Source organism: Nocardioides sp., assembly GCF_035481145.1.
Lineage (GTDB): Bacteria > Actinomycetota > Actinomycetes > Propionibacteriales > Nocardioidaceae > Nocardioides.
Map to the genome: position 1 here is coordinate 1 of NZ_DATIHB010000166.1, position 13,368 is coordinate 13,368.

At 71.7% G+C, this 13,368-nt stretch carries 7 protein-coding genes; 4 read left to right on the top strand and 3 right to left on the bottom strand.

Annotation, left to right across the window (positions count from 1 at the left end):
• A partial coding sequence (locus VLF38_RS14020) for a sulfatase-like hydrolase/transferase (protein WP_325271859.1) occupies positions 1–1,173 on the top strand: 1,173 nt, incomplete at its 5' end.
• Between the two features lie 87 nt (positions 1,174–1,260).
• Here the strand turns inward: VLF38_RS14020 and VLF38_RS14025 are convergent.
• On the bottom strand, positions 1,261–3,330 hold the full coding sequence (locus VLF38_RS14025) for a carbohydrate-binding module family 20 domain-containing protein (protein WP_325271860.1): 2,070 nt from the start codon (positions 3,328–3,330) through the stop codon (positions 1,261–1,263).
• A gap of 171 nt (positions 3,331–3,501) precedes the next feature.
• Here VLF38_RS14025 and pulA point away from each other — a divergent pair, with 171 nt between their 5' ends.
• The 3 genes from pulA to VLF38_RS14040 are packed head-to-tail and all read left to right on the top strand — an operon-like array spanning position 3,502 to position 11,612.
• Positions 3,502–8,883 (top strand): pullulanase-type alpha-1,6-glucosidase, encoded by a 5,382-nt coding sequence (gene pulA, locus VLF38_RS14030; protein WP_325271861.1) that lies wholly within the window; start codon positions 3,502–3,504, stop codon positions 8,881–8,883.
• Positions 8,883–10,583 carry a glycoside hydrolase family 13 protein gene (locus tag VLF38_RS14035; protein WP_325271862.1) on the top strand — a complete coding sequence of 567 codons (1,701 nt, stop codon included), beginning with the start codon at positions 8,883–8,885 and terminating at the stop codon, positions 10,581–10,583. Before pulA ends, VLF38_RS14035 begins: the two co-directional genes overlap by 1 nt.
• On the top strand, positions 10,584–11,612 hold the full coding sequence (locus VLF38_RS14040; RefSeq protein WP_325271863.1) for a LacI family DNA-binding transcriptional regulator: 1,029 nt from the start codon (positions 10,584–10,586) through the stop codon (positions 11,610–11,612).
• Positions 11,613–11,792: 180 nt separating this feature from the next.
• Here VLF38_RS14040 and VLF38_RS14045 read toward each other — a convergent pair whose 3' ends face one another.
• Both VLF38_RS14045 and VLF38_RS14050 read right to left on the bottom strand, forming a co-directional pair.
• Complete coding sequence (locus VLF38_RS14045) at positions 11,793–12,665, bottom strand: carbohydrate kinase family protein (protein ID WP_325271864.1); 873 nt, start codon at positions 12,663–12,665, stop codon at positions 11,793–11,795.
• Positions 12,665–13,368, bottom strand: a 704-nt coding sequence (locus VLF38_RS14050; protein WP_325271865.1) for an ABC transporter ATP-binding protein, incomplete at its 5' end; no start/stop codon positions are given. The genes VLF38_RS14045 and VLF38_RS14050, both read right to left, overlap by 1 nt.

The following is a 13,368-nucleotide window of genomic DNA, read 5'->3' on the forward strand; positions in this document are numbered from 1 at the left end:
CCGCCGCTGCCGCCGGGGTGGGACGACTTCCAGGCGATCTTCAAGGGTGGCTACAGCGGTTGGGGCTACCGGAGCTCGTACGTCGACGCCGCGGGCCGGTTGCGCCTGCGCAACACCCCGGTGCCCCGGGCGTCGGCCACGGCGGCCGAGAAGGACCGCAGCTACAGCAACCACGTCATGGCGGACAAGGCAGTCGCCTTCCTCCGCAAGCACCGCGACGACCGGGCGCCGTACTTCCTGGAGGTGTCGACGTACGCCACCCACTCGTCCCTGCGCCGGGCCTGGCCGGGGGAGCCCCGTTTTCCGGCGGCGTTCCGCGACCGGCCGCACGCCGGTCGTCCCGGTGGCAACTGCGGCGCGGTCGCGTGCAGCAGTCTCGGCACCGACGATCTCGTCGGCTACGAGGACGACCGGAGGGACAACGCCCCGGTGCGGGTCGTCCGCGGCAAGGTGGTCGCGGCGCCCGCGTGGAACACGGTGCCCCGGACGATGGGTGTCACCGAGGCCCTGCGCGACTTCCGCAACCGTGCCCGGATGGCGCAGTCGATCGACCGGCTGATCGGCCGGGTGCGGGCCGAGGTCGGGCCGGACACGTACGTCGTGGTGACGTCCGACAACGGCTACCACCTCCGGCAGCACGGCCTCAACGGCGGCAAGGGGACGGCGTACGACACCGACACCCGCGTGCCGTTGCTGGTTGCGGGGCCCGGGGTGGTGCCGGGCCGCCGGAGCCAGTTCGTGAGCAACATCGATGTCGCGCCCACCCTGGAGCGCCTGGCCGGCATCGCGCCGGTCGGGCGCGCGGGGCGCTCCTTCGGCGGGGCCCTGCGCGAGCCCCGCGCCCGGGGGAAGCGGTTCGTCTTCTTCGAGCACACCAACAACTTCTCCGCGCCCGGCGACCCCGACCCCGACGTCATCCCGGAGCGGGACATCGAGTTCGTGCCGTCGTACGTCGCGGTGCGGAGTGCGCGGGGGTTGCTGGTCCGCGTCGACCTCGACCGTTCCTGGACCGGTGTCCGCTACGCATGGGAGCTGTACCGGTACGACCGGCCGTGGGAGGACCGCAACGTGTTCGCGGAGGACTGGCGCAAGCCCTGGGCGCGGGAGCTGCGGGAGCGCCTGCTCGCGTTCGACGGCTGCGAGCGCGCGGCGTGCCGCGCCGCTGCGCTCTGACGGTCGGCCGACACGCGCCACCCCCGGCCGCCTGGCCCGCTCTCGCAGGGCTCTCGGCGGCCGGGGGTGCGCGGTCAGCGCCAGGGGTCAGCGCCAGGTGTCGGCGGTCTGGTAGCCGGTGCCGGTGCCGGTCGTGAAGGACCGGTCGCTCCCCGACTCCCACGTCACGACACCGGAGGCGTTCTTCCTGACGTACTTGTAGGTGAAGCTGGTCCCCTTCGGCACGATCGCCGTCTTCGCCCAGACCGGGTACGCCGCTGACGACAGCGGGATCGCGTTGTTCGGGTCCCACGAGCCCAGGGCCGGGATCGACCCCACGACGTACAGGTTGGTGCCGGGGTCGGTCGTGGCGTTCACCTTGAAGGTCACGTCGGTGGCGTTCGCGTTGGCGAGGTTCCACGCATGGTCGAGCGTCACGGCGGTGGTGCCGCTGGAGGTCGAGCGGTTCGCGCCCGATTCCCAGGTGACGGCGCCGGCACCGTCCTTCTTGATGAACTTGTACTCGAACGTCGTACCTGCGGGCACCGAGGCCTGACCGGACCAGATCGGGTAGCCGGACGCGGAGAGGGGGACGGCGGCTGCGGTGTTCCAGCTGCCGAGCGACGGCGTCGACCCGACGACGTACACCTGGGTGCCGAGCGTCGTCGGGGCGTGGATGTTGAACGTGGCCGCGACCGTGGCCGGGTCGGTGCCCCCGCCCGTGCCCCCACCCGTGCCTCCGCAGCCGCTGGTGCACAGCGCGCCGACGTGGAAGGCGACCGCGCCCTTGGCGGGAATCGTCACGGTCGCGCTGCCGTTGCTGACGGTCACGCTGGTGGTGCCACCGTCGACGACGTTGCGGTAGGTGCCGTCGGCCATTCCCGACGTGAAGGTGTACGTCGCCGGGGTGGCGCCGTTGTTCAGCGCGAAGAAGCCCTTCCCGGAGCGGCCGAAGCCGATGACGTCGGACGACTTCGTCTGCCAGTGGGAGACGTCGGCCGAGCCGACGGCGTTGTGCCAGCCGACCATGCCCACCACGGCACGGTCACGGTTGAGGCAGTGCCACTGGCTGCTCGAGCAGTCGGTCGGGGTGACGTAGCCACCGGAGTTGGGTGGAGCGTCGTCGGTGCCGTTCCAGGTGAAGCTGGCGTGGATGGTGGGTGTCGCGTGCTTGTACGCGAGCTGGAAGAGGTTGGCCAGGACGTAGCTGGCGCCGTTCTTGTAGGAGAGGTGCAGGCCGTTGCGCTCGGTGTCGTGGTTGGTGACGAAGTCGACCGCGTTGGCAGCCGGCAGGATGCCGCTGGAGCCGAGCGAGCCGAGGTCGGAGACGCTGCCCTGGAAGGCGGACTTCAGCCTGCTGGCGTAGGTGAAGTCGAGGACGTCGCCGGTGCCGAAGTAGTCACTCGGCTGCGGGGTGCTTCCGGGGTAGACCTCCTGGAACACGTAGGGCGCCGCCCCGCTGGCGGTCCGGTTCAGCTTCGCCTCGATGGCGGCCATGTCGGCCGCCGCGATGTGCTTGACCGCGTCGATGCGGAAGCCGTCGACGCCGGCGGCGAGGAGCTGGTTGAGGTAGCCCGCGATCTTGCCGCGGACGGCATCCTCGCTGGTCTTGAGGTCGGCGAGCCCGAGGAGCTCGCAGTTCTGCACCTCGGAGAGGTTGTTCCAGTCATCGATGATGCCGTCGGCGTCGTTGCAGTAGCCGTCGCCCGGGTGGTGGTAGTCGGCGTGGTCGAAGTCCGGGGTGTCGTACTTGTTGCTGATCGTGGTGCCGTCGTAGCCGGCGCCGCTCACCGCGGCCGTGTGGTTGATGACCGCGTCGACGTAGACCTTCACGCCGGCCGCATGGCACGCGGCCACCATCGAGGAGAACTGCTCGGCGGTGCCGAACCGGCTGTCGAGGGAGTAGGAGTACGGCTGGTAGACGTCCCACCAGGGGAAGCCTGCCTGCTTGAGGGACTCCGATGGCGGAGCGACCTGGACCGCGCCGTAGCCGGCGGGCCCGAGGTGGTTCGTGCACTCCTGGGCGATCGAGGGCCAGCTCCACTCCCAGAGGTTGGCGATGACGTCGCCGCTGGTGGCGGGGTCGGCGTGGGCGGGCGGCGCCGGGGTGACCGGACCTGCCACGGCGAGGGCCGCGCCGGCGATTCCGGCGGCGGCGAGGGCGAGGAAACGACTCATTGCAGAGGGACTCCGTCCTGAAGGGCGTGTGACTTCCCGTGTGATGGGCGCCACACCTGTCCCGGCGACCTTGGCGTGCCCGACAAGCAGAGGTCAACAGTTTCCTGCAAGAAAATTCGCAATCTTGCGAAAGGCTTGCAGGCAGGGTTGCGGAGCGGTTACGGTCACGCGGTGTTCACCGGACGCTCTGCCTCGCTGGCCCTTGCAACCCTCCTCGCCGTGCTCGCCGCGGCCAGTCCCGCGACGGCGCAGCCTGCCGCCCGCCCGGTTGCCCCGCCCTCCGATGCAGCGCTGGCTGCCGAGCCGTCCCGCCACGACGCGACGCGGGAGCAGTTCTACTTCGTGCTGCCGGACCGGTTCGCCAACGGGGACACCGCCAACGACCGCGGTGGCCTGACCGGCACGCGGATGGTCACCGGCTACGACCCAACCGACAAGGGCTTCTACCAGGGCGGCGACCTCGCCGGACTCACCGAGCGCCTCGACTACATCAAGGGGCTGGGCACGACGGCCATCTGGATGGCGCCGATCTTCAAGAACCGCCCTGTCCAGGGGACGGGGGAGAACGCCTCCGCCGGCTACCACGGGTACTGGATCACCGACTTCACCCAGGTCGACCCGCACTTCGGCACCAACGCCGACCTCGAGGAGCTCGTCGACAAGGCCCACGCCAAGGGCATGAAGGTCTTCTTCGACGTCATCACCAACCACACCGCTGACGGCATCGACTACCACGAGAAGGCCTACGACTACCTCGCGAAGGGCGCCTTCCCCTACCTGGACCGCGACGGGCGGCCGTTCGACGATGCGGCGTACGCCGACGGCAGCGACACCTTCCCAGCCGTCGACCACGATGCGTTCCCCTACACGCCGCAGCCGACGTCGGCGGAGAAGGTCCCGGCCTGGCTCAACGACCCGACGATGTACCACAACCGGGGCGACTCGACGTTCGCGGGCGAGTCCGCGCTGCACGGTGACTTCGTCGGCCTGGACGACCTGTGGACCGAGCGCCCCGAGGTCGTCGAGGGCATGGCGAAGATCTACCAGCGCTGGGTGCGCGACTTCGACATCGACGGCTTCCGCATCGACACCGTCAAGCACGTCAACATGGAGTTCTGGACCCAGTGGGCCACCGCCCTCGACGCGTACGCCGCGAAGCAGGGCCGCGACGACTTCTTCATGTTCGGCGAGGTCTACTCCGCCGACACGGCCGTCACCTCGCCGTACGTCACGCAAGGCCGGCTCGACGCCACGCTCGACTTCCCGCTGCAGGACGCCGTGCGTGCCTATGCCTCGCAGGGCGGCAGCGCGAAGCGGCTGGCGAGCGTCTTCGCCGACGACTACCGCTACACGACCGACAAGGCCAACGCCTACGAGCAGGTCAGCTTCCTGGGCAACCACGACATGGGCCGGATCGGTCACTTCCTCACCGCTGACAACAGCAACGCGAGCGACGCCGAGCTGCTGCAGCGTGCCCAGCTGGCCAACGAGGTGATGTTCCTCAGCCGTGGCAACCCGGTCGTCTACTACGGCGACGAGCAGGGCTTCGCCGGCAACGGAGGGGACAAGGACGCGCGGCAGACGATGTTCGGCTCGCGGGTCGCCGACTACCTCGACGACGACCGGATCGGCACCGGCGCCACGCACGCGAGCGATGCCTTCGACACGTCGGCCCCGCTCTACCGCCAGCTCGCGGAGCTCGCCGAGCTGCGCCGGGAGCACCCGGCCCTCGCGGACGGCGTACAGGTCGAGCGGTACGCCGACGACGGCGCCGGCGTCTACGCCTTCAGCCGCACCGATGCGGAGGACAGGCGGGAGTACGTCGTCGCGGTCAACAACGCTGCCGAGTCGCGCTCAGCCACCTTCGCGACCGGTGCCGGCGGCATGGAGTACCGCGGCATCCACGGTGCCATCGACCATCTGACGTCCGACGCCGAGCGCCGGCTGACCGTCACCGTCCCGGCGCGATCGGCGGTCGTCTACCGCGCGACCGAGCCGCTCGCGGCACCGTCCGCCGCCCCGTCCCTCACGCTGGCCGCTCCGGCGCGCGGCGCGACCGGCACCGTCGAGGTCACGGCCGACGTCGACGGCGGCGAGCTGAGCCGTGTCGTCTTCGCCGCCCAGGTGGGTGACGGCGCGTGGAAGGTGCTCGGCTCGGCCGACCACGCGCCGTACACGGTGACGCAGGCGCTGCCCACGAACCTGCCGGCGGGCACGGAGCTGCGCTACAAGGCGGTCGTCGTCGACACCTCCGGTCGTACGGCGAGTGCCACCGCGAGCAGCGTGACCGGCACCCCGCCGGTGCCTGAGGCGCCGACCGCGTCGTCGCGCGACCATGCGGTCGTCCACTACCACCGCCCCGACGGCAACTACGCCGACTGGAGCCTCTACGCCTGGGGCGACATCGCCGAGGGCGAGTCGACGCCGTGGCCGACCGGCCACCCCTTCATCGGGCGCGACGCCTACGGCGCCTTCGCCTACGTGAAGCTGAAGCCGGGCGCCTCCAACGTCGGCTTCCTCGTGATCGACGGCCAGGGCAACAAGGACGTCGCCGCCGACCGCTCGATCGACGTCACGAAGACGGGTGAGGTCTGGCTCGAGCAGGGCAGCCCGGCCGTCGTCACGCAGCGCCCCGACTACCCGGCGCAGGACACCTCGAAGGCGGTCCTCCACTACCACCGGGCCGATGGCGCGTACGACGGCTGGGGCATGCACGTCTGGACCGGTGCCGCGTCCCCGACCGACTGGGCGCGGCCGGTGGAGCCGAGTCGCGTGGATGCCTTCGGGGCTGTCTACGAGGTGCCGCTGGCGGCCGGCGCGAAGAGCCTGAGCTACATCCTGCACAGGGGCGACGAGAAGGACCTGCCCTCGGACCAGTCGCTCGACCTGACCCGACCACGCGGCCACGAGGCCTGGGTGCTGAGCGGCCAGGAGAAGCCGCTGCTCCCGCAGGTCGCGGGGAGTGCTGCAGCGCTCGACCTGGCCGCGGCCAAGGCGGTCTGGATCGACCGCGACACCGTCGTGTGGGACGGCGTGGCGGGCGCCGCCTCGACCCAGCTGCTCTCCTCCCGCGAGGGCACGATCAGGGCCGCCGACGGTCGGCTGACCAGCACCGACGAGCGGTGGCTGCGCCTCGCTCCGTCGGCGCTGACCGACGCCGAGAGGGCTGCCTTCCCCCACCTCGCCGGGCACGCCGCGTGGTCCGTCGATCCGCGGGACCGTGACCGCGTCCGGGAGGTGCTGCGCGGCCAGGTCGTCGCCACCCAGCGCAACGCGGCCGGCGCCGTGCTGGCCGCGACCGGCGTGCAGCTCGCCGGCGTACTCGATGACCTGCACCCGGAGGCGACGAAGGCACAGCTCGGTCCGGTCTTCCGCGACGGCCGTCCGACCGTCTCGGTGTGGGCACCGACGGCGCAGTCCGTCGCCCTCGAGCTGGCCGGCACGAAGGTGCCGATGCGGCGCGACGCCGCGACCGGCGTCTGGTCGGTCACCGGCCCGGCCTCGTGGCGCGGAAAGCCCTACCGGTTCCAGGTGAAGGTCTGGGCCCCCGGCGCGCAGGAGGTCGTCACCAACACGGTGACCGATCCCTATGCGGTGGCGCTGACGGCCGACTCGAAGCAGAGCCTCCTCGTCGACCTGCGCGACCCCGCGCTCGCGCCCGGTGGCTGGGGGAGCCTGGCCAAGCCGGCCGCGGTGCCGCTGCGGGACGCGCAGATCCAGGAGCTCCACGTCCGTGACTTCTCCATCGCAGACGACACCGTGCCCGCGGCCGACCGCGGCACCTACCGCGCCTTCACCCGGGCGGACAGCGACGGCTCGAAGCACCTCCGCGCGCTGGCCGACGCCGGCACGTCGTACGTGCACCTGCTGCCGGCGTTCGACTTCTCGACCGTGCCCGAGCGGAAGGCTGACCAGGCGACGCCGGACTGCGACCTCGCCTCCTTCGCCGCCGACTCCGAGCAGCAGCAGGAGTGCGTCGGCAAGGTGGCCGCGAAGGACGGCTTCAACTGGGGCTACGACCCGCTGCACTACACGGTGCCGGAGGGCTCGTACGCGAGCGACCCGGACGGCACGACCCGGACCCGCGAGTTCCGCGAGATGGTCGCGGCGCTCAACCGTGACGGCCTCCGGGTCGTGATGGACGTCGTCTACAACCACACCTCCGCGAGCGGCCAGTCGGCCACCTCGGTCCTCGACCGGATCGTGCCGGGCTACTACCACCGGCTGCTCGGCGACGGCACCGTCGCGACCAGCACCTGCTGCGCCAACACCGCGCCCGAGAACGCGATGATGGGCAAGCTCGTCGTCGACTCGATCGTGACGTGGGCCAAGGAGTACAAGGTCGACGGCTTCCGCTTCGACCTGATGGGCCACCACCCGAAGGCGAACATCCTCGCGGTGCGCGCCGCGCTCGACAGCCTCACGCTGGCGAAGGACGGCGTCGACGGGAAGAAGATCATCCTGTACGGCGAGGGGTGGAACTTCGGCGAGATCGCCGACGACGCCCGCTTCGTGCAGGCCACGCAGCAGAACATGGCCGGCACCGGCATCGCCACCTTCTCCGACCGGGCCCGTGACGCCGTGCGCGGGGGCGGTCCGTTCGACGAGGACCCCCGCGTGCAGGGCTTCGCCTCCGGCCTCTTCACCGAGCCCAACGGGTCGCCGGCCAACGGCACTGTCGACGAGCAGCGCCGGCGGCTCCTGCACGCCCACGACCTGATCAAGGTCGGCCTGTCGGGGAACCTCGCGTCGTACCGCTTCACCGACAGCCGTGGCCGGACGGTGACCGGCGACGAGGTCGACTACAACGGCCAGCCCGCGGGCTACGCCGCTGCACCTGGTGATGCGCTGGCCTACGTCGACGCCCACGACAACGAGTCGCTCTTCGACGCGCTGGCCTTCAAGCTCCCGGCTGCGACGAGCGCTGCGGACCGCGCGCGCATGCAGGTCGTGGCGATGGCGACCGCGACGCTCTCCCAGGGTCCGGCCCTGTCGCAGGCCGGCACCGACCTGCTGCGCTCGAAGTCGCTCGACCGCAACTCCTACGACAGCGGCGACTGGTTCAACGCGCTCCACTGGAACTGCGAGGACGGCAACGGCTTCGGCCGCGGTCTGCCGCCTGCGCAGGACAACAGGCCCAAGTGGTCGTGGGCGCGCGACCTGCTGGACCGGATCAGCGTCGGCTGCGACGAGATCACCAGCACCTCGGCGGCGTACCGCGACCTCCTCGCGATCCGCAAGGCCGAGCCGGCGTTCTCGCTGGCCACCGCCGGGCAGGTCCAGGAGCAGCTCTCCTTCCCGCTGTCGGGGCCCGACGAGACGCCCGGCGTGCTCACGATGGCCCTGGGTGACCTGGTCGTCGTCTTCAACGCCACGCCCGAGCGACAGCAGCAGATGCTGCCGGGCGCCGTGGGTACGGCGTACGCACTGCATCCGATCCAGGCCGGCGGCGCCGACGCCGTGGTCAGGACCTCCAGCTACGACGAGGCGACCGGCTCCCTGAGCGTGCCGGCCCGCACCGTCGCCGTTTTCACCCGAGACGAGAGCAACTGATGAACGACCTCCAGACGATCCCCGACGTGCAGGCTGACGTGCAGGCCGACCTGAGCGGCGCCGGCCCGCAGGCCGAGGCCGAGTGGTGGCGCAACGGCGTCATCTACCAGGTCTACCCGCGCAGCTTCGCGGACGCCGACGGCGACGGCATCGGCGACCTCCCGGGCATCCGGGCCCGGCTGCCCTACCTGCGCGACCTCGGTGTCGACGCGGTCTGGCTGTCGCCGTTCTACGCCTCGCCCCAGGCCGACGCCGGGTACGACGTGTCCGACTACCGCCGTGTGGACCCGATGTTCGGTGACCTCGCCGACGCCGCGGGGCTGATCGAGGACGCGCACGAGCTGGGCCTGCGGGTCATCGTCGACCTGGTCCCCAATCACTGCTCCGACCAGCACGAGTGGTTCACACGTGCGGTGCGCGACGGCGCCGGCTCCGCCGCGCGCCAGCGCTTCCACTTCCGGCCGGGCCGCGGTGCGCACGGCGAGCTCCCGCCCAACGACTGGGAGTCGATCTTCGGTGGTCCCGCGTGGACCCGGGTGGACGACGGCGAGTGGTACCTCCACCTCTTCGCCCCCGAGCAGCCTGACTTCAACTGGGAGCACCGTGCGGTGCACGACGAGTTCCGCTCGATTCTGCGCTTCTGGCTCGACCTCGGCGTCGACGGCTTCCGCGTCGACGTGGCGCACGGCCTGGTCAAGGCCGCTGGCCTTCCCGACATCGGGAGCGCCGACCAGCTCACGCTCCTCGGCAGTCAGCCGATGCCCTTCTTCGACCAGGACGGCGTCCACGAGATCTACCGCGACTGGCGTCGCGTCCTGGGGGAGTACGCCGGCGACCGGATCCTCGTCGCCGAGGCATGGACCCCGACGCTCGAGCGCGCCGCGCAGTACGTCCGCCCTGACGAGATGCACCAGGCGTTCAACTTCTCCTACCTCTGTACCGACTGGGACGCCGCAGCGCTCCGCGACATCGTCGACGTCACCCTCGACGCGATGGGCGCGGTCGGGGCGCCCCCGACCTGGGTGCTCTCCAACCACGACGTGACCCGTCACGCCACGCGGTTCGCCAACTCGCCCGGCTCGGGCATCCAGATGACCACGCCGGGCGACCGCGAGGTCGGGCTCCGGCGGGCGCGGGCCGCCACGCTGTTGATGTTCGCGCTGCCCGGCTCGGCCTACGTCTACCAGGGCGAGGAGCTCGGCCTGCCCGACGTCACCGACCTGCCCGACGAGGTCCGGGCGGACCCGTCGTTCCATCGCGACAACGGCCAGGACGGCTTCCGTGACGGCTGCCGTGTCCCGCTGCCGTGGAGCGGCGCCGAGGCGCCGTACGGCTTCGGGCCGGAGGGCGGCGCGAGCTGGTTGCCGCAGCCCGCCGAGTGGGCCGACCTGAGCGTCGAGGCGCAGACGGGAGTGGAGGGCTCGACGCTCGAGCTCTACCGCGCCGCGATCGCGGTCCGTCGGCAGCAGCCGGCGCTCGGTGCCGGCGACTCCGTGGAGTGGCTCGACGCACCCGAGGGCGTGCTCGCGTTCCGTCGTACGCCGCGCGCGGGGGACCCGGTGGTGGTGATCGCCAACACGTCGGGGGATCATGTACGCATGTCCCTGCCCGGCCGCCTGCTCCTCGGCTCGTCCGACGTCGTCGTCGACGGTGCCGACGTCGTGCTCGCCCCGGACAGCACCACCTGGTGGACCTCGTAGATGGCGGAAGCTCGACGGGCCACTCCGCGGCTGGCTGATGTCGCCGCGCACGCCGGGGTCAGCGAGGCCACGGTGTCGCGCGTGCTCAACGGCAAGCCGGGCCCGTCGCCGACCACCCGCCAGGCGGTGCTCGCGGCGCTCGACGTGCTCGGCTACGAGCGCCCGGGCCGTCCACGCGAGGCCGGGGCGGGGCTGGTCGGGCTGATCACGCCCGAGCTGAGCAACCCGATCTTCCCCGCGATGGCGCAGGTGATCGAGCAGGTGCTCGCCCGCCACGACTACATCCCGGTGCTCGGCACGCAAACCCCCGGTGGCTCCACCGAGGACGAGCTCGTCGAGGTCTTCATCGACCGCGGGGTGACCGGCATCGTCTTCGTCTCCGGCCTCCACGCGGACACCTCGGCCGACCACGAGCGCTACGCCCGGATCAGCGCGCGGGGCGTCCCGTTCGTGCTCATCGACGGCTACAGCGACCGGATCTCCGCGCCGTTCGTCTCCGTCGACGACGAGGCCGCGATGCGGATGGCGGTGGACCACCTCGCGCAGCTCGGCCACGAGCGGATCGGCCTGGCGACCGGCCCCGCGCGCTTCGTCCCGGCGGCGCGCAAGGTCGCCGGCTTCACCGACGCGATGGCCGCCCGCGGGCTCGACGGCACCGACCTGGTGGCGCACTCCCTCTTCACGCTCGAGGGTGGTCAGACCGCGGCGTCCGCGCTGCTCGACCAGGGCTGCACGGCCATCGTCTGCGCCAGCGACATCATGGCCTTCGGGGCGATCCGCGCCGCGCGGGCACGGGGCCTCGACGTACCCCGCGACCTCTCGGTCGTCGGCTTCGACGACAGCCCGATGACGGCGTTCTCCGACCCCCCGCTCACGACCCTGCGCAAGCCGGTCGAGGCGATGGGGATCGCGGCCGTCGACGCGCTCGTCGACGAGATCAACGGCAACACCGCCCACCGCACCGAGTTCGTCGTCCAGCCCGAGCTGGTGCTCCGGGGCTCGACCGACCGCCCTCCCGCGCGCGCCTGAGGCGACCGTCGCGCCGGCGTGGGGAACGCTGGCCGGTCTCGCAGGCTCCAGTCGCTGTAAAGCGGGATTACGTGCACTACTGCCGTTGTCTACGGCGGCAGAAGTGCACGTAATCCCGCTTTACAGCGAGGTGGGCACGGGCGAGGTGGGCACGGGCGAGGTGGGCACGCGCGGGGTGGATCAGGGCGCGCCGAGGAGGGCATCGAGGGCCGGGTGCAGATGCCTGCTCCCGAGTACGCCGGACGCGTGCGCCGCGCCCGCAGCGAGCATCTGCGGCAGATCAGCACCGTCGAGGTGGGCATGGAGGGCGCCGGCGAAGAACGCATCGCCGGCTCCGTTGGTGTCGACGACCGGCACCGGAACCGCCGGCACCCGGTGCCGACGCCCCGACGCATCGAGCGCGATCGCCCCGTCGGCGCCGAGCGTGCACACGGCGAACGAGGCCCCGAACCGCAGACACGCGCGGAGCAATCCGAAGGGATCGTCGGTCGCGTCGTCGTTGAGGAAGATTGCGTCAGCCGCCTCCAGGAACGGCTGGTGGAAGGCAGCCCGGCCGTCGTAGTCGTGCAGGTCGACCCAGATCGGCCGCCCGGTCGCGCGAGCCACGGGCAGGAGGCGTCGCGACTCGGGGGAGAGGTCCAGCACGAGCACGTCGGCTGCCGCCATCGCCTCACTCAGGGAGGTGTCGCCCGGTCCGGGCACGGAGCCATCCCTGGAGGCCGGCGGCTGCTCCAGGAAGATCGAGAGCCGCTCGCCGCGTGGGGTCATCAGGTTGAGATGCCGCTCGGTCACCTCCGACGGCGTGACGCGGACGCGGACCCCGACGTGCTCGAGGAGTCCGCGGACACGGTCGCCGACGTCGTCGTTCGCGAGCTGCGTGCAGAGGACCGTGCGGCGGCCCAGTGCCGCCAGGCCGAGCGCCTTCCCGGCCGAGGTCCCGCCCACCGTCTCCCACGAGCGGTCGGCGAAGACCGTGTGGGGGACGGGGGCGGGCAGCCGGTCGAGCAGGACGAGGCGGTTCCACGACGCGGGGCCGTGGACGAGGACGGACATCAGGCCGTCGGCAGCGCTTCGCCGGTGGTGGTCGAGAAGGCGTGCAGCTTCGCCGGGTTGACCCGGAAGTGGACGACGCTGCCCTTGGCGGGCACGCTCCTCGGCTCGACCTTGGCGACCAGCTGCGGGTTGTGCAGCGTCGCGCCGAGGCTGCCGTAGAGGAACGCCTCGGAGCCGAGCTCCTCCACGACCAGCACCTCGACGGCGAAGGCGCCCTCGGTACCGGCCGGCACCCGCTCGAGGGCCTCGGGCCGGAAGCCGAGGACGACCTCGCCGGTGGTGAGGGCGTCGGTCGTCGCGCGGGGGAGCGGGATCCGGGCCTCGGCGACCAGGGCCTCGCCGTCCTCGACCGGGAACGTGCCGAGGTTCATCGCGGGCGAGCCGATGAAGCCGGCGACGAAGACGTTGGCCGGACGGTCGTAGAGGTCGAGCGGCGCGGCGACCTGCTGCAGGACGCCGTCCTTCAGGACCGCGACGCGGTCGCCCATCGTCATCGCCTCCACCTGGTCGTGGGTGACGTAGACGGTCGTGATGCCGAGGCGCCGCTGGAGCGAGGCGATCTCGGTGCGCGTGGAGACGCGGAGCTTGGCGTCGAGGTTGGAGAGCGGCTCGTCCATGAGGAAGACCTGCGGCTCGCGGACGATGGCGCGGCCCATCGCGACCCGCTGGCGCTGGCCGCCGGAGAGCGCCTTCGGCTTGCGGT

Excerpts from the sequence above, each read along its gene's own strand:
- VLF38_RS14025 (WP_325271860.1), bottom strand. The coding sequence starts at position 3,330 with ATGAGTCGTTTCCTCGCCCTCGCCGCCGCCGGAATCGCCGGCGCGGCC.
- VLF38_RS14035 (WP_325271862.1), top strand. The coding sequence starts at position 8,883 with ATGAACGACCTCCAGACGATCCCCGACGTGCAGGCTGACGTGCAGGCC.
- VLF38_RS14040 (WP_325271863.1), top strand. The coding sequence starts at position 10,584 with ATGGCGGAAGCTCGACGGGCCACTCCGCGGCTGGCTGATGTCGCCGCG.
- VLF38_RS14045 (WP_325271864.1), bottom strand. The coding sequence starts at position 12,665 with ATGTCCGTCCTCGTCCACGGCCCCGCGTCGTGGAACCGCCTCGTCCTG.